Source organism: Streptomyces sp. NPDC003077 (assembly GCF_040611095.1).
Classification (GTDB): Bacteria; Actinomycetota; Actinomycetes; order Streptomycetales; family Streptomycetaceae; genus Streptomyces.
Window position 1 is genome coordinate 99,316 of the sequence record NZ_JBEXNM010000014.1, and the last position, 20,867, is coordinate 120,182.

The window sequence follows — 20,867 nt, forward strand, 5'->3', positions numbered from 1 at the left end:
TGGGTCCTCTCGTTCACGAACACACCGTATGCAGCGCGGCGGCGCGGGGCGTCCCCACCAGTGGGGATCTGCGGAGGTCCGTCTCAAGTACTACGGATGGCGGCGAGCAGCAGGCGCCAGGCGTCGGTGCCGGGGGTGACGGGGGCGAAATGGCCGACGCCGGTCAGCTCGTGGAGGCGCAGGGCGGGGGCGGCCGGGTCCGGCGGTGTGCGGGTGACGGCTCGCAGATAGCGGTGGGAGAGGTCCGTGGGGACGTCCGGGTCGTCACGGCCGTGGAGGAGTGTGACGGGGGTGGTGGGGGGCGTGTTCCGGGCTGGGTCGGGGCCTATCGGCCCGTCGGGGTGGGGACTGGCCGGTGGCCCGTCGGGGCCGGCACCGCCGGTGAGGAACGCGGCCACCGCTCCGTTGCTGAGGTTCAGCTCGTGGGCGCGGGCCAGGTCGGCGACGGGGGAGACGGCGATGACGTGGGACAGGGCCGGGTGGGGGCGGGCGGGCTCGGCCTCGTCCTGAGGGTGACGCGCGTCGGCCGCCGCCAGCAGGGCCAGGTGCCCGCCCGCCGAGTGGCCGACGAGGACGAGCGGCCGACCGCGTCCGGCGAGCGCGGCGAGCGCCGCCCGCACGTCCTGGTACGTCCGCGGCCAGCCGCCACCGCCGCCGACGCGCCGGTACTCGACGAGGGCGACCGGCCATCCCTCGCGGGCGAGCGCGGCGGCGGCCGGGGAGAGGTACCGGCGGTCGTAGGCCACCCGCCAGAAGCCGCCGTGGAGGAGGACGAGGAGGGGGGCGGCGGCGGGCGGCGGGCCGTCGTCGGCGGGGTCGGGCGGGGAGCCGTCTCCCTGGGGACGCGTACGGGGATCCGGCGGCGCCTCGTACAGGTCCACCACCTGGTCCGGGTGCGGGCCGTACGTCAGCGTCCCGTCCGGGGGGACGGGCGGCAGCCGGAAGACCGCCTCCTCCTCGGCCACCGCCGCGCGCGTCGGCCAGGGCTCGGGGGACGGGTCCGCCTGCGGCTCCGGCTGCCGCGTCCCCCGGTCCGGGTCCACCGAGCGGCCGGGGCGTGACCGCAGGTCCTGACTCACCGCCCGGCCGGGACGTGACCGCTGCCCCCGGCTCACCGTGCGGCCGGGCCCCGGCCGGTGTCCGCCGCCTGGCCCACTCCGTCCCGCAGCACCTCGCCCAGCACCCGCGCCGCCCGTTCCGCGTCGGCGAACGCGGTGTAGAGCGGGGTGAAGCCGAAGCGCAGGACGTCCGGGTGGCGGAAGTCGCCGATCACGCCGCGCCGGATGAGCTCCGTCATCACCGCCCCGGCGCCGTCACACTCCAGCGAGACCTGGCTGCCCCGCGCCTCATGGGCGCGCGGCGTCACCGAGCGGACCCGGCCGGGCGGCGCGTACTCCTGCACGCACTCCAGGAAGAAGTCCCCCAGCGCCAGGCTCTTGGCGCGTACGGCGGACAGGTCGACGCCGTCCCAGACGTCCAGCGCCGCGTCCAGCGCGAGCATCGAGAGGATGTCGGGGGTGCCGACCCGGCCGCGCAGGGCGCCGTCGGCCGGGGTGTAGTCGCGCGCCATCCCGAACGGTTCGGCGTGCGAGTTCCAGCCGGGCAGCGGCGAGTCGAACCGTTCTTGCAGGTCATCGCGGATGTACAGGTACGCGGGCGCGCCGGGCCCGCCGTTGAGGTACTTGTACGTGCAGCCGACCGCCAGGTCCACGCCGTGCTCGGCCAGCCCGACGGGCAGGGCGCCGGCGCTGTGGCACAGGTCCCAGACGGCCAAGGCCCCGGCGGCGTGCAGCGCGGCCGTGGTGCCCGGCAGGTCGTTGAGCTCGCCGGTGCGGTAGTCGACGTGGTTGACCAGGGCGAGCGCGGTGCGTTCGGTCACCTCGTCCGCGATCCGCGCGGCGTGCACGGGACGCACCGTGCGGCCCGTCATCCTGGCCGCCGACTCGGCGATGTAGCCGTCGGTGGGGAAGGTCGCCGCGTCCACGAGGATCTCGTCCCGGCCGGGCGCCGCCATGCGCACCGCGCCCACGACGGCCTTGAAGACGTTGACGCTGGTGGAGTCGCCCACCACGACGCTCCCCGGCCCGGCGCCGACGAGCGGGGCGATCCGGTCCCCGATCCGCTCCGGCGCGGTCCACCAGCCCGCTTCCGTCCAGGAGCGGATCCGCAGTTCGCCCCACTGGTGGGCGATCACCTCGGCGACCCGGCCGGGAACGGCGCGGGGCAGCGCGCCCAGCGAGTTGCCGTCCAGGTACACGGCGTCGTCGAGGACGAAACGGGCGCGCAGGGCGGCGAGCGGGTCGGCGGCGTCGTGGCGCTCCGCCGCGCGGCCGAGGTGGGAGGCGGGGGTCGTCGGCTCGGCGTTCGGGACCGTCGGGCTCGGGTGGGGTTTCGTCGTCGCGTGCGCGGTTTCCGGGTCGGGCTTCGCCATCGGGGAGATCGGCTCCGTCATCTCGTACGGAAGGGGGTCGGACGTGCTCGTACCGACGGGGTCGGGCATGCTCGTACGGACGGGTTCGGACGTGCTCACACCGACCGGGTCGGACATGCTCACACCGACGGGGTCGGGCATGCTCGTACGGACGGGGTCAGACATGGCTCCGCGCCGTCCACAGCTCCGGGAAGACGTTCTTCCGCGCGCGCTTCTCCAGCCAGGCGACGCCCGCCGAGCCACCCGTGCCCGGCTTGGCCCCCATCGCGCGGCGGGTCGCCACCAGGTGGTCGTTGCGCCAGCGCCAGACGAGTTCGGCCACATCGGTCAACGTCTCACCGAGCCGGACCAGTTCACCGTCCTGCGGACCGGCGTAGATCTCCGTCCACGCCGCCTCGACGGCCGGGTGCGGCTCGTACTTCACGGTCAGATCGCGGTCCAGCACGGAAGCGGGTATGGCGTGGCCTCGGCGCGCCAGCAACCGCACCACCTCGTCCCACAGGCTCGGTTCGTGCAGGGCCTTCTCCAACTCTGCGTGAACGCGCGGCGCTCCGCGATGCGGCACGAGCATCGACGCCGACTTCTCCCCGAGCAGGAACTCCATCTGCCGGTACATCGCCGACTGGAAACCGGAGCCCTCGCCGAGCGCGCCGCGGAAGGCGTTGAACTGCGCGGGCGTCAGCCGGGCGAGCGGCTTCCACGCGGCGTTCAGCGCTTCGAGCTGGTACGTCGAACGCCGCAGCGCGTCCTGCGCGACGGCCAGGTCGTCCCCGCGCAGCGCCTGCGCGGCGGTACGCCACTCGTGCGCGATGACCGTGAACCACAGCTCCATGACCTGGGTGGTGACCAGGAAGGCCATCTCCCCGGGGTCGTCGGAGAGCGGGTGCTGGAGGTGGGTGAGGAGATCCGCCCGGACGTAGTCGTCGTACGGGGTGGTGCTCTCGCTCCCGATGGTGAGGTCGGGGCTGAGGGGGGCGGGGTCGGGCTCGGTGTGTCCCTGGGCTTCCGCTGTGGCGGCGGGGGGTGCGGTGCCGGTCACCGGTGCCGATGCGCGGTTTTGGGTGCCGGTCTCCGGTGCACGGTGCGGGGTGCCGGTCTCCGGCGGCCGTATCGGGGACGGGTCGGCGGGGTCCGCTCCCTGTGCGTCGGACGGGCCCGGCTCCGGCCGGGCGGTGGGGCGCTGCGGCGCGGGATCCGACGCCGGGTGGTTCGACCGCTCGGGTCTCGGGGGCGTGGGCTCGGGCCCTGACGCGCGTCCGGTTCTCGACCCATCGGAGTGCTGCGACATGAGGAACTCCTCGATGTGCGTGCGTCCGGGTAGCGGTCTGCTCCTTCCCCTAGGCGCGGGAGCCCCGGTCCCCTCGGGCCGGCAATCTTGCGGCCCACCGGCATCATGTGCGCTCTCCCCCGCGCCGCGCAAGAGCCGACCGCGATCACGCGGCCGGCTCTTGTCAGCGGATCATTCGCCCGCCGGACGCGCCGCTTACGGCGGGCGGGGCGGGCTCGGCGAGCGGGAATCGGGGGGCCGTGCCTCCCTCCGGCGGGCCTCCTTCGGCCTGGGGCTTCGGCGGCCGAGCTGCCCTGAATCCGGGGCTTCGGCCGCCGAACCTCCCTCGGCCTGGGGCTCCGGCCCCCGGGCTTCTCTAATGCTGGGGCTTCGGCGCCCGGGCCTCCCTCGGCCTGGGCTTCGGCGCCGGGCTTACGGGCGCGGGCAGCCCCGCGGCAGGTCGCCGTTCCGGGACGGGACGCCGCTCAGGACAGCGTGTCCGCCGCCGTCGGCGAGGAGTCCCGCAGGAAGGCGGTGCAGCGCTCGTACTCGTCCTGCTCGCCGATCGCCTGCGCCGCACGGGCCAGCGCGTGCAGGGCCCGCAGGAACCCGCGGTTGGGCTCGTGCTCGAAGGGCACCGGTCCGTGCCCCTTCCACCCGGCCCGGCGCAGGGCGTCCAGGCCACGGTGGTAGCCGGTACGGGCGTAGGCGTACGACTCGACGGTCCGGCCCGCCTGGAAGGCGTCGTCCGCGAGCTGGGCCCAAGCCAGCGAAGAGGTCGGGTACTTGGCCGCGACATCGGCCGGGGCGGCGCCCGAGGCGAGCAGTTCGCGCGGCTCGGGGTCGTCGGGCAGGTGGGTCGGGGGCGGTCCCCCGAGCAGATTCTCGTGAATGGCCATGGCTCAAGTCTGCCTGGTCCCCCCACCGCCCCGGCCCCGGCCCGGGTGACGCCATGGGGCGTGTGGGCTCTGTCGGGAGGTGTAGGGGGTGGTGCCACGGGCGGAGCTCGGACGGAAGCGGGCGGGGAGCCCTGGCCGCAGGAAGGGCCCGGCCACCGGAAGACACGCCGACCGGAGGCCCGGCCACCGCACCCACCACCGCTACCCGCCCCGTGGGCCCTTCCCCGGCTCCCCCGGCTCCAGCGGTGGCGCGGCCACCGCGCAGTGATAGCCGCACTCCGGACGGCAGGTCCGCGCCCCACCCCCTTCGGGCGCCTTTCCCGCCCCTTCCCCGCCCGCCGACCGCTCTCCCGTCCGGCCTCTCTCTTCCCCCGCGGCCCGACCGCCCACCTCACCCGACGGCCTGCCTCCCTCCTCGGACGCGGCCGATTCCCCCGGCTCCTCCCCGTTCCCGGCCGTCCCCCGCAGCTCCCCCGTCCGTACGCCCAGCCAGGCAATGACCGCCCCGACCACCAGCACCCCCGCGCACAGCGGCATGGCCCGCCGGAAGGTGGCGCCGAACTCGTCGGCGGAGCGGTACGCGTCCGGCCCCATGCCCGCCAGCAGCGGCAGCGCGGCCACCGCGACCAGCCCGGCCGCCCGCGCCGCCGCGTTGTTGATGCCGCTGGCCAGGCCCGCGCGGTCGACGTCCACCGAGGCCAGGACCGTCGAGGTCAGCGGCGCGACCAGCGTCACCATCCCCGCGCCCAGCACCAGCAGCGCGGGCAGGACGTCGGCCGGGTACGAGGCGCCCTGCCCGACCCGCGTCATCAGCAGCATCCCGCCGGCGCACAGCAGCGGGCCCACCGTGAGCGGGACGCGCGGGCCGATGCGGCGGCCGAGTTCGCCGGAGCGCGCGGACAGCAGCAGCATCAAGAGGGTCGTGGGCAGCAGCGCGGTGCCGGCGGCCAGCGCCGAGTACCCCGCCACCACCTGGAGCTGGAGCACGGCGAGGAAGAAGAAGCCGCCGAAGGCCGCGTACACGCAGACGGTCACCGCGTTGACGGCGGTGAACTGGCGGGAGGAGAAGATCTCCAGCGGCAGCATGGGGTCCGCCCGGCGGCGTTCGACGCGGACGAAGACCACCGCGAGCACCACCCCGGCCACCGCCGGGACGACCACCTGCGGCGCCGCGCCCCGGCCCGGCGCCGCGATCAGCGCGTACGTCACCGCGCCCAGGGCCAGCGCGCCCAGCACCGCGCCCGGCACGTCGAACCGTCCGTGGGCCGTGGCGCGCCGCTCCCGGGTCTCCGGTACGTGACGCAGCGCCACCGGCACGCAGACCGCCGCCAGCGGCACGTTGAGGAAGAACACCCACCGCCAGCCCGGCCCGTCCACCAGCCAGCCGCCGACGAACGGCCCGACCGCCGCGGCCACGCCACCCAGCCCGGACCAGGCACCGACCGCCCGCGCCCGGTCGTCCGGATGGAAGACCGACTGGAGCACGGCGAGCGAACCGGGGGTGAGCAGCGCCCCGCCGACGCCTTGCAGCGCGCGGGCGACGATCAGCACCCCGGCATTCGGCGCCAGCCCGCACAGCAACGAGGCCACCGCGAACCAGACCACCCCGACCACGAACACCCGCCGCCTGCCGTAGCGGTCGCCGAGCGCACCGCCCAGCAGGATCAGTCCGGCGAGGGTGAGCATGTAGGCGTTGACGGTCCACTGGAGAACGGCCAGGTCGGCGTGGAGGTCGTCACCGATGTGCGGCAGCGCGACGTTGACGACCGTGCTGTCGAGCATCGCCATGCCCGATCCGAGGACGGCCGTCAGCACCACCCAGCGCCCGCGCGGGCCGGACAACCGGATGGCCCCGGGCACGTCCGCCCCACGCCCACCCGTGCCCTTGTCCCCGTACCCGTCCTCGTCCGTGGTGCGCGCCGTACCACCCATACCGCGAGCATGCCTGCCGGAGGGCCGCCCCGCACGGGGAGGAACGGGCCCGGCCGGGCAGCCGCCCCGCGCATGCGAAACGCCCGGCCGGGAAACCCCGGCCGGGCGCAGCAAGCGCGGGAACCGCGCGGCGAGCGCGACGCAGGAAGCGTCAGGCAGCGCTTACTTGATCTTGGTGCCCGTGGAACGCAGGTTGGCGCAGGCCTCGGTGACGCGCTTGGCCATGCCCGCCTCGGCCAGCTTGCCCCAGGTGCGCGGGTCGTAGGTCTTCTTGGAGCCGACCTCGCCGTCGACCTTCAGCACGCCGTCGTAGTTGCGGAACATGTGGTCCGCGACCGGGCGGGTGAAGGCGTACTGGGTGTCGGTGTCCAGGTTCATCTTCACGACGCCGTTCTCCAGCGCGGTGGCGATCTCCTGCTCGGTGGAGCCGGAGCCGCCGTGGAAGACGAAGTCGAACGGGTTCTGCTTGCCGTACTTGGCGGCCACGCCCTCCTGCAGGTCCTTGAGCAGCTCGGGGCGGAGCACGACGTTGCCCGGCTTGTAGACGCCGTGGACGTTGCCGAAGGAGGCGGCGAGCAGGTAGCGGCCCTTCTCGCCCAGGCCCAGGGCCTCGGCGGTGCGCAGCGCGTCCTCGACCGTGGTGTACAGCTCGTCGTTGATCTCGTGGCTGACGCCGTCCTCCTCGCCACCGGTCGGGGTGATCTCGACCTCAAGGATGATCTTGGCGGCGGCGGCCTTGGCCAGCAGCTCCTGGCCGATGGCCAGGTTGTCGGCCAGCGTCTCGGCCGAGCCATCCCACATGTGGGACTGGAACAGCGGGTTCTGGCCCTTGGCGACACGCTCGGCGGAGATGTCCAGCAGCGGGCGGACGTAGCCGTCCAGCTTGTCCTTGGGGCAGTGGTCGGTGTGCAGCGCGACGGTGATGTCGTACTTGGCGGCCACGACGTGCGCGAACTCGGCGAGCGCGACGGCGCCGGTCACCATGTCCTTGTTGTACTGGCCGCCCAGGAACTCCGCGCCACCGGTCGAGATCTGGATGATGCCGTCGCTCTCAGCCTCGGCGAAGCCACGCAGGGCCGCGTGCAGGGTCTGCGAGGAGGTCACGTTGATCGCCGGGTAGGCGAACTTGCCTGCCTTCGCCCGGTCGAGCATCTCGTTGTAGACCTCGGGAGTTGCGATGGGCATCTGTCCGCTCCTTGTGATGTGCGGGTGTGCGTTCTGGGCCCTGACCAGGGGGCGACGACATCGCCGCCCTCATCTTCCCAGACTCGGCCGATTGCTCCACATCGCGCGTGCGCCACGGCCGGGCAGCGAGTGGCCTGTTTCACGTGAAACAGACGAGGAGGAGGTGCCCTGTTTCACGTGAAACAGGGCACCTCCTCCATAAACACCCAGGTCAGGCGGTATAGCCCCACGAACGACGCCCGCGATCCGGCTCACGCCGACGCGAGCGACCTCACCGTCGGCCGCCGCTCAGAACCGGCCAGGCCGGGCCGGGATCGCCGCGCCGGGCACCTATGACGCACGGGTTCCGTCGGCCCCCGGACCAGGCGGCGGACGCCGAGCCGATCACGGCTCCGTCCATCGGCCGTCCCGCCCTCGCTCAGGCCAGGCCCAGATCGCCGAGCTGGTACCCCGTGATGTACGGCAGACCGGCGTCCGCGATGGCGGAGGCGGCCCCGCGGTCCACGATTGTGGCGACCGCGACGACCTCGGCGCCCGCCTCGCGGGCGGCCTCGACGGCGGTCAGCGGCGAGCCCCCGGTGGTGGAGGTGTCCTCCACCACCAGCACCCGGCGGCCCTTGATGTCCGGGCCCTCGATCCGGCGCTGCATGCCGTGCGCCTTCTGGGCCTTCCGGACGACGAACGCGTCCAGCCGACGGCCGCGCGCGGCGGCGGCGTGCAGCATCGACGTGGCGACCGGGTCGGCGCCGAGGGTGAGCCCGCCGACGGCGTCGTAGTCGAGGTCCGCGGTGATGTCCAGCATGAGCTGTCCGACCAGCGGCGCCGCCTCGCCGTCCAGGGTGATCCGGCGGAGGTCGATGTAGTAGTCGGCCTCCTTGCCGGAGGAGAGGATCACCTTGCCGTGGACCACGGCCTTGTTCTTGATCTGTTGCAGCAGCTCGCCGCGTGCGTCGTCGGTCATGCGCACGAGCTTAGGCCAGCCACGACGCCCGGGCCGGAGACGCCCGGAGCACCCGCGGCAAGGACACCCGAGGGCTCGCGGCGGGCGTCCCGGCCCGCGGTGTCAGGCCAGGGTGCGCCAGCTCCACGTCGTGGAGATCTCCAGCGGCTCGATGGGGGTGACCAGGCGCGGCTGCGTGTTGAGACCGTTCGGCGGGCCCGACTGCGGCTCGACGCAGACCGCCTCCTCCTGCTCGTCGTACACGACGACCCACTCGGCGGCGCTGGTGACCTTCAGTTCCATCCGGCCCGGCCAGGTGAGCGTGACGTCCACACCCCGCGGCATCCCGAAGCAGTCGTCCCAGGGACCGGGGCGGGGGTCGACGCGCCGCCCGGTCGGCAGGTGGTCGGAGCCGCGCTCCTCCTGCCACTCCGGCGCGAAGTCGATCCGGATGCCCTCGCCCTCGCCGCCCAGGTGGCGTACGAACCAGGGGTGCCAGCCCGCCTGCGCCGGGAAGGAGTCGTGCCGCGACTCGACCGCCATGGTGAGGGTCACCGAGCCGCCGTCCTCGGCCAGCCGGACGTCCTGCGTCACCGTGCCCGGGTACGGCCAGGGGGCGGCGGGGTCGGACAGGTCGTACGTGAGGGCGGCCGACGTCGCGTCCGCGCGGGCGACCCGCCAGGCGAGGTTGCGCCCCGTGCCGTGAATGGCGTGCGGCGGGGAGTTGACCGGCATCTGGTGCACCTCGCCACCGTTGCGGAACCGCCCGTGCTCGATCCGGCCGCACCACGGGACCATCGGGAAACAGCCGTACTTGGCGCCCTGCCGGAGCAGTTCCGTCCCCGCGACGCGGAGGCTGGCGATCCGGCCGCCGTTGTCCGGGTGCACGGTCAGTTCGGTGTCGCCCGCGGCGAGCCGCACGGCGTGGGCGGGCGCCTGCGGCGCCGTCGTGTCGTTGTCGGAGCTCACGCCCCGACCCTAACCGGCCACCCCGCACCCGGCGCGCCGTCCTCCGGGGCCGGTGCCCACATCGGTCTGCGACGACCGGTGCCCACATCGGTTTGCGACGGCCGGTGCCCGCACTCGTCCTCAACAGCCCGCGCCCGCGCCTTCGGCCGTCACGGCTGGTGCCCGCACCCCGTCCTCAGCGCCAAGGGCGCGGCACCCGGGCCCGCGCCCGCTCCCGTCCATCAAGGCCGGTGCCCGCCACCGTCCTCCACGGGCACGGGCACGGGCGGGGCGGCGCAAGCGCCCTCAGCGCCGCCGCCGCAGCACCCGCCCCACCACCACGGCCGACGCCAGCGCGACCGCGGCGGCCGGGGCCGCCCACCGCAGCACCGACGGGGTGCTGCTCTGGGGCGCCGCGACCGGCGCGTACCGGCCGCGGGGCGGGGCGTGATCGACCTCCTCCGCGCTGCGCCCGATCATCGTGCGGCGGGCGTGCGCGGCCTCGGCCGGGGCGATCCCGGCGATCTCCTCCTCGGCGAGCGGGTCGAGCGAGGGCGGGGGCACCTCACTGTCGAAGACCCGTGAGAAGTCGGCCGCGCCCGGCCCGCCGGACACGGGCGGACCGGCCGCCGGCGGCTCGTCCGCGTCGGCGTTCGTGACCGGCGCGTCGGCGTCGTCGGGGCGGCCCGCCGCGGGCTCGTCCTCCACGGGGAAGTCGGTGAGGTCCGCCGTCAGGTTCGCGGCGAAGCGGTCCAGGAGGCGGCGGCCCGCCGCCTCGGCGACCTGCTCGGTGGCCTCGGCCAGCCGCCCTTCACTGCGGACCGTTCCCGTGCACACCAAGGTGGTGCCGTCGGTCTCGGGCGCGGCCGACGCCTTGAGCCGCACCGTCAACGACGCCTCGGCGGACCCGTCGCCCCGGGCCTCCGTGCCCCGTGCCTGCACGGTGACGGTGTCCGAGGACGGGTCCGACGCCGTCAGGGTCAGGGTGCCGCGGTAGGTGATGGTCGAGCTACCGATGCGCAGGCGCAGCCGCCCCTGCGGCGTGCCGGGGGCGGCGTCGGCGTCGAGTTGGAGGCCCGGGACGCACCGCGTCACCCGCTCCGGGTCGGTGAGCGCCTGCCGGACGGTCGCCAGGGGAAACGGAACGTGCACCTCATGCTCCATGGCATGGGAGCCTACCTAGCGCCCCTGACACCCGCGCCCGGTCCCGTGCAAACTTTCTGCCGCCAAACGCCGCGCACCCCCACTCCCCCACACCTCCACAGCCACTCCGGCACCGACCGCGGCCCCGTCCGGCCACCGATCCGGCCTGGTGTCCCCGCCCCCGACCGGCCACCGATCCGACCTGGCGTCCACGCCCCCGTCCAACCACCGACCCGACCTGGCGTCCACGCCCCCGTCCAACCACCGACCCGACCTGGCGTCCACGCCCCCGACCGGCCACCGACCCGACCTGCGGTCCCCGGCCCCGTCCGGCCACCGACCCGACCCGCTGCCCCGCCCTCGCCCAGCCACCGACCCGACCTGGTACCTCCGCCCCCAACCGACCACCGACCTGACCCGCTGCCCCCGCCCCCATCCACCCACCGCCTCGACCCGCGATTCCCGCCCCGCCACTCGCTCGCCCCAGCGCCACTCGCTCGCCCCAGCGCCACCCGCTCGCCCCAGCGCCACTCACTCCCCATAGCGCGGGTGCACCAGCGTCGACGGCAGCGGCGAGCCCGTCTGCAGACGCGCGAGCAGCTCCCCCGCGGCCCGCAGCGAGGCGGGCGTGAGGGACCGCAGCGCCGGGGCGTCGGGCGCCAGCGCCAACCGCGGCGCCCCCCGCCCGGCCAGGACGAACCCCCAGTACGCGTACCGCTCCCCGGGCCGGTCCGCGTACGCACCGCCGCCCGGCGACGGGAAACCGGCCCGCCCGGCGTCCCCGTCCGGCTCGGCTTCGTCCCCCGCCTCCGCCCCCGCCCGGGCGGAGCGGTCCGGCCCGCCCGAGAAGTCCGGCCGCCGGCCGGGGACCCCGTACGCCACCGTGCCCAGCCCCACGGACCGGAGCGTGGCGACGACCGTCCCGAACGAGCGCGGCCGGAGCAGCGGCGGCCCGGCGTGCACCACCAGGCGGCCACCCGGCGCCAGCGCCCGCCGGACCAAGCCGTAGAACTCCTGGGAGTACAGCTTGGTACTCACCGAGATCCCGGGGTCGGGGAGATCGGAGATCACCACGTCGTACGGGCCGCCACCGCCGCGCCGCGCCCGCTCGCGCAGCCAGTCGAAGGCGTCGGCGGTCGCCACCCGCACCCTGGGGTCGGCGAACGCGTGGCGGTTGAGGGCGGACAGTCCCGGGTCCGTACGCGCCAGCCGCACCACGTCCGGATCGATCTCCACGACCGTCACCGAGCGCACCCCCCGGCAGCGCAGCACCTCGCGGGTGGCCAGCCCGTCCCCGCCGCCCAGCACCAGCACCCTGCCGCGCGGCCCGGCCGCCATGGCGGGGTGCACCAGCGCCTCGTGGTAGCGGTACTCGCTGTCCGCGCTCACCCGCAGCCGCCCGTCCAGATACAGGGCCAGCGGACGCACGTGCCCCTGCCCCCACCCCGTTTCCGCGCGCGGCCCCCGCACCCGGCGCGCCCCGGCACCCACGCCCGCCCGCCCAGCAGAACCCCAGGCCGGCCCCTGCCCCTTCGCGTCCCCGGTTATGACCACTTCCTGTACGTCGCTGCGCACCGCGACCCGGGCCTGGGCCCCGTACACCGCTTCCCGCACGGCCCGCTCGAACGGCGTCGCCAGCACCGCCCCGGCGGCGAGCAGGACGAGCACCATCGCGTTGGCCACGACCAGCACCCACCGGGACCGGACGGTCAGGTCGCCGCCGAACAGCCACAGCACCAGCGCGCCACCCGCCACCACGTTGACCGACCCGGTCAGCAGCGTGCCCGTCAACTGCCCGAGCACCGGCAGGAGGAGGAAGGGGAAGGCCAGCCCGCCGACCAGCGCGCCGACGTAGTCGGCGGCGAAGAGGTCGGCCACCGCCCCGCCCGCGTCCTGCCGCCGGACCCGCTGGATGAGCGTCATCAGCAGCGGCACCTCGGCCCCGATCAGCACCCCTATCGCCAGCGAGAAGCCCACGAGCGCCGACCGCGACTCCCCCCACCAGCCGAAACACGCGTACAAGGCCATCGCCGAACCGCCACCGACCAGGGCCAGCAGCGCTTCGATCACCCCGAACCCGACGGCGGCCCGGCACCGCAGCCGCTTGGCGAGCAGCGAGCCGACTCCCATCGCGAAGACCATGACCGACAGGACCACGGACGCCTGCGTGACGGAGTCCCCGACCAAGTAGGCGGACAGGGCGACCAGTTCGAGTTCGTACACCAGGCCGCAGGCGGCGCAGACGAAGACGACGAGGAGGATGAGCAGACGACCGATCCCGGCCGGTACGGGCAGCCGTGCCGACGCCATGACCTCCAAAGGCCCGGGAGCGCCGGAGGGGACGGGTTCTGGCGGGTCGGTCACTGCGCGAACGCTACGTTACCTTTCCGTGGCCTTCTGTCACCCACACGGGTTCCGTGCGACGCGCACACGGGCGCCTTGAAGCACGGCCGGGCGGCGGGCGAGGAATCCGATCGGCGCCCGCACACCCCGCGACGCCGACAAATCGGCAGCACCCGGCCGCCACCGCTCAGCACTCGCCCACGGCCGCCGTCCGGGCCGGCCCCGCCGACCCCAACGCCTCTACAAGGCCGCCACCGCCCGCACCCCCACCCGCGTGCGGGTCGCCACCAGGCGCCCTTCCTGCGGGTACGCGTGCCACGTCCGCCAGCGCACCTGGCCGCGTTCGCGCTGCGCCAGCATGGCCGTGAAGGCGTGCGGCGATCCAGGGAACGTTCCGGCAAGCCCGTGTGGATGTTCGGCGACGAGGGCGAGCAGCTCCTGCGCCCGCCCGACGAACGACCCTCGGGACAGCGTCTCCACGTGAGCGGCGAATTCGTACTCCCAGTCGCCGATGCGTTTCGCCACCCCCAAAGGGAGCGGTGTGCTGCTGTCCTGCATGCAGGCGACCGTCTCCGAGCACGTGCCGCGCTCCTCCTCCAGCAGCACCTGGTGGGAGGCCCCCAAAAGCCTCAACTGCACCTCCGCCCCGTCCAGTTCGAGATTCAGCACGGCGAGGGCGGGGAGCGGCTCCCGGCCCAACGCCCAGGCCAGATCGGTGGCACGGGTGTCGGTATAGGCCGTCTTCAGGGTGGTGAGCATGGATCGGCTCCGCAAGCACGCAGTGGTTGGTGGGCCGGCCCGCCCCGGGAAGAGGTTCAGGGATAACGACTGTCTGCCGAATCGTGCCCACGTGGGGGTGAGAACTGGAATTCTCCTGAGAGAGAGGGAATCATGAAACCCGCGTGGCTCACAGCGTTTTTACCCATCTTCGACGGGTTTCCATCCCTCAGAGGGCCACTCAGTTCAGTTGTTCAACAACCCCACGCCCAGCGCACGTTGGCACCACCAGCCGCATATGCAATCAAGCATGAGCCGCGCGCATGTGTATTTGGGAGCGGTTGCCCGCCACCAAAAAGGAAACCCAATTCCGGCGGACGACACCGACGTTGGCGGACCGCATGATTTACCGTTCCGACGTATACCGTCCGCGCATATGCCGGGACGCGTTTCGGAAGCCATCGTTTCCGAAACGGGTCCCGGCACAGGTATCGGCACAGGTATCGACACGGGCTCCGGCCCGGGCCTCGTCACGGGCGTCCGCCGCCCACCTGCCACCGACCGCCCGGCCACCTCCGGCTCCCCGGTCACCCCAGCGCCCCAGTCACCCCGGACGCCCCCGTCCGCGCGTACGCCCTTCGGGCTCCCCGCCGCCCTCACCACGCGCCTCGCCGGGGACTTCGCCACCGGCCCGCCCGCGCGTACGTCCTTCAGGCTCCCCCGCCGTTCCGCCCCCGCCCCGGTTCAGGAACCGCCGCAGCCACCCCCGCCTCCACCACCACCGCCGCCGCCCCCGCACGACGAGCCCCCGCCGCAGGACGAGCTCCCGCAGGACGACCCGCCCCCGCACCCGCTCCCCCCGTGGTGGTGATGGCTGCCCCCTCCGCCCCCGGACGCCCACCAACCCGGGCTTTCACCCCCGCGGCTCTTCCGGCTGCGGGACCGGCGCCGGCTCACGGAATCGTTGCGGACGGCCGCGGACACAAGGCTCGCCACCACCACGCAGATGACCACGAAGAACACGAAACCCATCACAGCCCTCTCCTCCCGTTCCCCCGAAGCGCATCCGCTCCGGATGACGCCACACGGAAGCCCCCCGCAGGCCCCCATCGCTCCGGTGCACGTGGCCGTGTCACCGTGCGGTCGTGATGCCCCCGGTCCGCTGAGCCCAAAGCACAGTTGAGGAAGTCCAGAGGTTCGGCGCAGGATGGCGCCCATGGGACGACCGCCGCTCAACCGCCGCCTCGCCGAGTTCGGTACCACGATCTTCGCCGAGATGTCCGCGCTCGCCGTTCGCACGGGCTCCATCAACCTGGGTCAGGGGTTCCCCGACACCGACGGCCCCGAGGAGGTCCGGGAGGCCGCGGTGCGCGCGCTGCGCGACGGCCGGGGCAACCAGTACCCGCCGGGCCCGGGCATCCCCGAACTGCGCACCGCCGTCGCCGACCACCAGCACCGCTTCTACGGCCACCGCGGGCTCTCCTACGACCCCGACACCGAGGTCCTGGTCACCGCCGGCGCGACGGAGGCGATCGCCGCCTCCCTGCTCGCGCTGGTGGAGCCGGGGGACGAAGTGATCGCCCTGGAGCCGTACTACGACTCGTACGCGGCGTGCGTGGCGATGGCGGGCGGCACCCGCGTCCCCGTCACCCTGCGCCCGGCGGACGAGAACGGCGGCGTGGACGGCGCCGGGGACAGCGCCTACGTCCTCGACCTGGACGAACTGCACGACGCCGTCACCGACCGGACCCGCCTCATCCTCCTCAACACCCCGCACAACCCCACCGGCACCGTCCTGAGCCACGACGAACTCGCCGCCGTCGCCCGCCTCGCCGTCGAACGCGACCTCCTGGTCGTCACCGACGAGGTGTACGAGCACCTGGTCTTCGAGGGCGAGCACATCCCGCTCGCCTCGTTCCCGGGGATGCGGGAGCGCACGGTCACCATCGGGTCGGCGGGCAAGACGTTCTCCTTCACCGGCTGGAAGGTCGGATGGGTCACCGCCGCACCGGAGTTGCTGAGCGCCGTCCGCTCCGCCAAGCAGTTCCTCACCTACGTGTCGTCCGGGCCGTTCCAGTACGCGGTCGCCGAGGCGCTCGCCCTCCCCGACAGCTACTTCACGGCCCTCCGCGAGGACCTGCGGGCCAAACGCGACCTGCTGGCGGACGGCCTGGCCGGGGCCGGTTTCCGCGTCTTCCGGCCGGCCGGCACGTACTTCGTCACCACCGACATCCGGCCCCTGGGCGACGCGACCTCCCACGGCGGCGACGGATTCGCCTTCTGCCGGGCGCTCCCCGAGCGGGTCGGCGTCGTGGCCATCCCCAACGCCGTCTTCTACGACCACCAGGACCAGGGCGCCCCGTTCGTACGGTTCGCCTTCTGCAAGCGGACGACGGTCCTGGAGGAGGCGGTGAGCCGCCTCAAGGCCCTGGCGGAGTGACCGTTCGCCAAGCCGGGGAAGCGGGCCGGGGAAGCGGGCCGGGGAAGCCATGGCTCTGGCGGCGTGGCCCTTTTGCACGCCGACGGGCGCGAGGCTGTGCCGCGGTGCGGCCCCCTCAGTGCGCCCGGCCCGCGACCGCCGCGCCGCTCACCGCGCCTCCCAGCGGTGTGCGGCGTTGGCCTCCGCCACCTTGACGCTCAGCGCCTCTCTCGGGGTCAGCGGTTCCACCGCCGCCCGTTCCGCCTCCCACTCCCGGCCGCCGCCGACCGGCCGCAGCCAGACGCGGGAACCGGACACGTCCATCACTTCACCGACGCGATCGCGCTTCGTGTCCCGGGCGCACTTCCCGACCACGAGCCCCGGCGACTCCTCCGCACGCGGACTCACTTCACGGCTCCTCTCACTCCCGAGATGACGGCTCGGGACCGACGGTTGATGCTCTGGAGCGCCGCGCCACCCGGCCCCCCGAGCCGGTCGCCCCGGCTCGCTCCGGGACCGTCCGTCCTGCCGGAACCGCCCGCCCTGGGGAAGGCCGCCGCGCTCCCCGCGGCGGACGGCGCCCGCCGCGGGCCCCGTGCGGCGTGTCCGGCCCGGCGCCGCGGGCCGTCCGTGGCGGCGGTGCACGACGGTCGCGGACCCAGTATTTCCCTCAGCGGCCCCGCCATGCCGCGACCGCGCGCCCCGCTGCCGGCGCACGCCCGGTTTCCCACGCGGGCCCGCCGGGCGCGGCCCTTTCGCGCGGGGACGGTGGGGAGGTCGCGGGCCCGTGTGCCCGCGTCTTTGTGCCGGGGGACGCGGACGCCGTACGGGCATCCGGCCTCGTCCGAAGACGTCCGGGAGGCGGCGATGGGCGCGCGGGCGAGTGCGGACGCGCGGAAGCGGCGCGCCAGGGAGTCCGCATACCGTGCGGCCACCCGTCGCGCGCCGGTCCGCCGACCGTAGGTGCCGTTGTCGTTCGAGGTGCTCACTGCCATCGGGCTACCTCGCTGGGCCGCCGTCAAACAACGGACGAGATCACTACTTTGGGTAGATGACGCGTCGCCCTGCGGACGGGACCGCCGTGGACCCGCTCGCGAGGACGGGCGACTGCCGTGAGGGACCTCCGCACCCTGCGCTTCGGCGTGCGGCTGACGGGCCGCCGCTCCGGTGCGCGGGCCACGCGGGCGCCCGCCCGGAGGCCGGGGCGCGGGCCTTCGGTCATCCTGGGCGTGGGAAGGAGTCGACCATGCCCGTGACCCGGGGAATCGACCACGTCGGCGTCACCGTGCCGGACCTCGACGCCGCCACGGACTTCCTGGTCCGCGCGCTGGACGCCCAGGTGCTCTACGACACGCTGCCGCGCGGGCAGGGGCCCAAGGGCGGCCCGGAGACCACCGCGCGACTGGGCGTCCCGGAGGGGACGGAGGAAGTGGCCATCCGGATGCTGCGGCTGCCGGGCGGGCCCGGCGTGGAGCTGTTCGAGTTCCGGGGGCCGCGGCAGCGCGAACCGGCGCTCCCGTGCGACGTCGGGTGGCAGCACCTCGCCCTGTACGTGGACGACGTTCCGGCGGCGTGCGCGGCGGTCCGCGCGGCGGGCGGCACGGTACTGGCCGAGCCGCAGCCCCTCCCCGGCCCCGAGTCCGCGCCGCGCAACGTCTTCACCTACTGCCGTACGCCCTGGGGCAGCACCATCGAGTTGCTGAGCCACCCCGACCCGATGCCGTACGAGCAGCGGACGGAACTGCGCCGGTGGCGACCGGGGGACGGCTTCCGGCACTGAGGGGTGCGGGTGGTGGGTGGCGCTTCGTGTCCGGGTCGGTGGCCGTGGGTGGGGGGCTCTGCCCCAGTTCGGGGCGGGTGGCTGCGGACGGTGCCCGATCCCCGGCTCCGGGCCGGTGGCTGTGGATGGTGCCCGCTTCCGGCTCGGGAACGGTGGCCGTTGCTCCGATCTCGGGCCGGTGGCTGTGGACGTTGCCCGTTCCCCGGCTCCGGGCCGACGGTCGCGGACGTTGCCCGCTCCCGGCTCAGGACCGGTGGCCGCTGCCCTGGGCCGATGGCCGTTGCCCAGGCCCCGAACCGATGGCCGCGCGGGCCACCCGGTCGGCCGTCCGCCGGTCGCGGGCGGCGCGTCGGCCGCCCAAAGTCGTGGGTGCCGGGGCGCCTCCGGGCGCGGTTCCGGTACCCGCTGCCGCCCGTACCGGAGGTGCCCGTGTCCGCCGCCGAGACCGTCGACGCCGCGACCGGGGCGACCGGCGCGACCGGGACGACCGGAACGACTGGCGTGACCGGGACGACTGGGACGGCTGGCGCATCCGGGGCGAAGGCCGGAAGGCCGGGCGCGGGGAGCGCGCCCGGTTCGATACGCGGCGCGTGTGGCCGTCTGCGCGCGGCCCTGCGCGGCGCTGCGCCCGCTCTCGCGCTGTTCGTGGCCGTCCGGTGCGCCGGCGTGCTGTGCACGACGTTGTGGGCCTGGCGCATCGGGCGCCATCCCCGCAACCTCCTGGGGACGTCCTGGGACTCCCGCTGGTACCTGAGCATCATGCGGCACGGCTACGGCGCCCCGGCCCCGGCGTGGCCCCGCATACCCGACGCGGACCTGGCCTTCTTCCCGCTCTATCCCTGGCTCGTCCGGGCCGTGACGCGGGTGCTGCCGCTGCGGGGCGTCGACGCGGGGCTGCTCGTCTCCTGGATGGCGGCGGCCGTGGCGGCCTGGGGGATCTTCGCGGTCGGCGCGCACCTGCGCGGACGGCGCACCGCGACGATCCTGGTGGCGCTGTGGGCCCTGCTGCCGCAGGCAGTCGTCCAATCGCTGAGCTACACCGAGAACCTGCTCACCGCGCTCGGCGCCTGGTCGCTGTACGCCCTGCTCACCCGGCGCTGGCTGGTCGCCGGCGCGCTGGCCGCGCTCGCCGGCCTCGCCCGCCCCAGCGCCCTGGCCGTCGCGGCGGCGGTGATGGCGGCGGCGGCCGTCGAACTGTGGCGGGGGACGGTACGGCCTGACCGATGGGCGTGGGTGCGAAGGCGCGATACCGGATCCGGCCCGGCGCCCACCCTCCGTACGGACACGAGGCCCGGTCCGGCGCCCACCCTCCGCACGGACACGAGGCCCGGCCCGGCGCCCACCTTCCGCACGGCGGATTCCGCATCCGGTCTCCGCGGGGCGGCCCTCCGTACGGATTCCCCGCCCCGCGAAGTGCCTCCGCGCCCCCGCGCGCGACGGCCGTCCGGCGCGCCGCCGTCCCCCGCCCGCGTCCTGGTCGCGGCGCTGCTGGCGCCCGTCGGATGGCTCGGCTACACCCTGTGGGTCGGCCGGTGTACCGGCGAAGGGCCGCTCGGATACTTCCGGGTGCAGGCGCGCTGGGGGTCCCGTTTCGACTTCGGCGTGGACGCCCTGCGGTCCGTCAAGCACCTGGTGCTGCACAAGGACGTGCTGGCCCATTACATGGTCGTGGCGATCTGCGCGGCGGCCCTGCTGTTGTTCGCGCTGCTGGTGCTCGACCGGCCGCCGCCGGCGCTGCTCGTCTACAGCGGGGCGCTGCTGGTCATGGCGCTGGGCGGCACGGAGTTCTTCGCGTCCAAACCCCGGTTCCTGGTCCCGGCCTTCCCGCTGCTGCTCCCCGTCGCGGTGACGCTGACGAGAGCCCACCGACGCACGGTCATGGTGACCGGGGGCGCGCTGGCCGCGCTGTCCCTGGGCTACGGGCTCTACCTGCTCACCGTCTCGTCCGTTCCCTTGTGAGCCGGACGTACGCGCGAGGTCACGGACCGGGTCCACGTACGGCGTTACGAGCCGGAGGGCCGGAGCTCGCGCAGCCCCCTACGAGCCGGAGCGCACGCCCTGTCGAAGCTACGGCGCACGCCCTACCGAAGCAGCGGCGCACGCCCTCGCGCACCGGCGCGCAAACGGGCCCCCGGGGAGCGGAACACGCTCTCCCGGGGGCCCGTCGCCCGATGGCCGGTCGGCACCCTGGCGTACCGCCTGGGGTACCGGTCGGCCCCGGGCTCACGCCTGGTCGTCGCCCGGCTTCTCGTCGGAGTCGCCCTCGCCCTCGACCTCCAGGCCGAGCTGCTCGGCCATCCACCGGTCGAACTCGATCGACGCGCGGACCCAGCTGACCGTGCTCGAAACGAAGTGCTCCAGCGCGACGCCGGTACCGATCAGCATCGAACCCTCACCGATCAGACGGACGGTGCCGTCGTCGTGGGTGTGGGTGTAGACCTTCGGCCACAGGGTGCGGCGGTTCCAGTCGTCGATCGCCTCCAGCAGCTTCGGCTTGTCGTCGATGCCGTGCGGGCGGTCGTAGAAGGTGCGGACGGAGAAGATCTGCTGCTCTTCCTCACCGCGGAACATGAAGTACGTGCGGAACTGCTCCCACGGCGCGGCGAGGTCTCCCTCCTCGTCGACGACGTACTTCAGCTCCATCTGGTCCAGGAGCTGCTTGACCAGGTCCTGGTCGGGCACGACGGGACCATCAGGCCCCGACGGCTGGGGTTCGGGCTGGCCCCCGAAATTCGGAATCGAGGACGGGTCGATGCTCACCGTGGAATTCCCTTCGTATGGTCCCCGCCATCCTCCACCATCCCCGCCCCGTCCTGGCAACCCCGTGCGCCGCCGAAGCCGCGGTGTCGGTACGAACGGCCCG

General features: G+C 74.3%; 16 protein-coding genes. 3 read left to right on the forward strand and 13 right to left on the reverse strand.

What is annotated here, in order from left to right:
- Nucleotides 1–83 precede the first annotated feature (83 nt).
- The 11 genes from ABZX96_RS12830 to ABZX96_RS12880 all read right to left on the reverse strand — a co-directional run bounded on the left by ABZX96_RS12830 (nt 84) and on the right by ABZX96_RS12880 (nt 13,847).
- On the reverse strand, nt 84–965 hold the full coding sequence (locus tag ABZX96_RS12830; RefSeq protein ID WP_355542498.1) for an alpha/beta hydrolase fold domain-containing protein: 882 nt from the start codon (nt 963–965) through the stop codon (nt 84–86).
- Nucleotides 966–1,111: 146 nt separating this feature from the next.
- Nucleotides 1,112–2,596, reverse strand: a complete 1,485-nt coding sequence (gene kynU / locus ABZX96_RS12835; protein ID WP_355542353.1) for a kynureninase — start codon at nt 2,594–2,596, stop codon at nt 1,112–1,114.
- Nucleotides 2,589–3,383, reverse strand: a complete 795-nt coding sequence (locus tag ABZX96_RS12840) for a tryptophan 2,3-dioxygenase family protein (protein WP_355542501.1) — start codon at nt 3,381–3,383, stop codon at nt 2,589–2,591. Before ABZX96_RS12840 ends, kynU begins: the two co-directional genes overlap by 8 nt.
- Before the next feature lie 800 nt (nt 3,384–4,183).
- On the reverse strand, nt 4,184–4,597 hold the full coding sequence (locus ABZX96_RS12845) for a DUF3151 domain-containing protein (RefSeq protein WP_355542356.1): 414 nt from the start codon (nt 4,595–4,597) through the stop codon (nt 4,184–4,186).
- A 201-nt stretch (nt 4,598–4,798) separates the two neighbouring features.
- Complete coding sequence (locus ABZX96_RS12850; RefSeq protein ID WP_355542359.1) at nt 4,799–6,529, reverse strand: MFS transporter; 1,731 nt, start codon at nt 6,527–6,529, stop codon at nt 4,799–4,801.
- Between the two features lie 162 nt (nt 6,530–6,691).
- Nucleotides 6,692–7,714 carry a class II fructose-bisphosphate aldolase gene (gene fbaA, locus ABZX96_RS12855; RefSeq protein ID WP_355542362.1) on the reverse strand — a complete coding sequence of 341 codons (1,023 nt, stop codon included), beginning with the start codon at nt 7,712–7,714 and terminating at the stop codon, nt 6,692–6,694.
- Nucleotides 7,715–8,132: 418 nt separating this feature from the next.
- Nucleotides 8,133–8,675, reverse strand: a complete 543-nt coding sequence (gene pyrE / locus ABZX96_RS12860; RefSeq protein ID WP_355542365.1) for an orotate phosphoribosyltransferase — start codon at nt 8,673–8,675, stop codon at nt 8,133–8,135.
- Nucleotides 8,676–8,777: 102 nt separating this feature from the next.
- Nucleotides 8,778–9,623: an aldose 1-epimerase gene (locus ABZX96_RS12865; RefSeq protein WP_355542368.1), complete on the reverse strand. Its 846-nt coding sequence runs from the start codon at nt 9,621–9,623 to the stop codon at nt 8,778–8,780.
- Between the two features lie 285 nt (nt 9,624–9,908).
- Nucleotides 9,909–10,766: an SRPBCC domain-containing protein gene (locus ABZX96_RS12870; RefSeq protein ID WP_355542371.1), complete on the reverse strand. Its 858-nt coding sequence runs from the start codon at nt 10,764–10,766 to the stop codon at nt 9,909–9,911.
- Nucleotides 10,767–11,276: 510 nt separating this feature from the next.
- A complete protein-coding gene (locus ABZX96_RS12875; RefSeq protein WP_355542504.1) occupies nt 11,277–13,055 on the reverse strand; it encodes a spermidine synthase in 1,779 nt (592 codons plus the stop codon).
- A gap of 273 nt (nt 13,056–13,328) precedes the next feature.
- A complete protein-coding gene (locus tag ABZX96_RS12880) occupies nt 13,329–13,847 on the reverse strand; it encodes a DUF2617 family protein (protein ID WP_355542374.1) in 519 nt (172 codons plus the stop codon).
- 1,174 nt (nt 13,848–15,021) lie between these two features.
- On the opposite strand from ABZX96_RS12880, the gene ABZX96_RS12885 reads away from it, so the two are divergent.
- Entirely contained in the window at nt 15,022–16,245 is a 1,224-nt protein-coding gene (locus ABZX96_RS12885; RefSeq protein WP_355542377.1) for a pyridoxal phosphate-dependent aminotransferase, read from the forward strand.
- A 147-nt stretch (nt 16,246–16,392) separates the two neighbouring features.
- On the opposite strand, the gene ABZX96_RS12890 is transcribed toward ABZX96_RS12885, so the two are convergent.
- Nucleotides 16,393–16,632 (reverse strand): hypothetical protein, encoded by a 240-nt coding sequence (locus ABZX96_RS12890; RefSeq protein WP_355542380.1) that lies wholly within the window; start codon nt 16,630–16,632, stop codon nt 16,393–16,395.
- A gap of 838 nt (nt 16,633–17,470) precedes the next feature.
- Here ABZX96_RS12890 and ABZX96_RS12895 point away from each other — a divergent pair.
- Together ABZX96_RS12895 and ABZX96_RS12900 are read left to right on the forward strand one after the other, a co-directional pair.
- A complete protein-coding gene (locus ABZX96_RS12895; RefSeq protein WP_355542383.1) occupies nt 17,471–18,004 on the forward strand; it encodes a VOC family protein in 534 nt (177 codons plus the stop codon).
- A 429-nt stretch (nt 18,005–18,433) separates the two neighbouring features.
- Nucleotides 18,434–19,963: a glycosyltransferase family 39 protein gene (locus ABZX96_RS12900; protein ID WP_355542386.1), complete on the forward strand. Its 1,530-nt coding sequence runs from the start codon at nt 18,434–18,436 to the stop codon at nt 19,961–19,963.
- 264 nt (nt 19,964–20,227) lie between these two features.
- On the opposite strand, the gene ABZX96_RS12905 is transcribed toward ABZX96_RS12900, so the two are convergent.
- Nucleotides 20,228–20,764, reverse strand: coding sequence for a YbjN domain-containing protein (locus ABZX96_RS12905; protein WP_355542389.1), 537 nt, complete (start codon nt 20,762–20,764; stop codon nt 20,228–20,230).
- Nucleotides 20,765–20,867 lie beyond the last annotated feature (103 nt).

Excerpts from the sequence above, each read along its gene's own strand:
- kynU (WP_355542353.1), bottom strand. The coding sequence starts at position 2,596 with ATGTCTGACCCCGTCCGTACGAGCATGCCCGACCCCGTCGGTGTGAGC.
- ABZX96_RS12845 (WP_355542356.1), bottom strand. The coding sequence starts at position 4,597 with ATGGCCATTCACGAGAATCTGCTCGGGGGACCGCCCCCGACCCACCTG.
- ABZX96_RS12850 (WP_355542359.1), bottom strand. The coding sequence starts at position 6,529 with ATGGGTGGTACGGCGCGCACCACGGACGAGGACGGGTACGGGGACAAG.
- fbaA (WP_355542362.1), bottom strand. The coding sequence starts at position 7,714 with ATGCCCATCGCAACTCCCGAGGTCTACAACGAGATGCTCGACCGGGCG.
- pyrE (WP_355542365.1), bottom strand. The coding sequence starts at position 8,675 with ATGACCGACGACGCACGCGGCGAGCTGCTGCAACAGATCAAGAACAAG.
- ABZX96_RS12870 (WP_355542371.1), bottom strand. The coding sequence starts at position 10,766 with ATGGAGCATGAGGTGCACGTTCCGTTTCCCCTGGCGACCGTCCGGCAG.
- ABZX96_RS12875 (WP_355542504.1), bottom strand. The coding sequence starts at position 13,055 with ATGGCGTCGGCACGGCTGCCCGTACCGGCCGGGATCGGTCGTCTGCTC.
- ABZX96_RS12880 (WP_355542374.1), bottom strand. The coding sequence starts at position 13,847 with ATGCTCACCACCCTGAAGACGGCCTATACCGACACCCGTGCCACCGAT.
- ABZX96_RS12885 (WP_355542377.1), top strand. The coding sequence starts at position 15,022 with ATGGGACGACCGCCGCTCAACCGCCGCCTCGCCGAGTTCGGTACCACG.
- ABZX96_RS12895 (WP_355542383.1), top strand. The coding sequence starts at position 17,471 with ATGCCCGTGACCCGGGGAATCGACCACGTCGGCGTCACCGTGCCGGAC.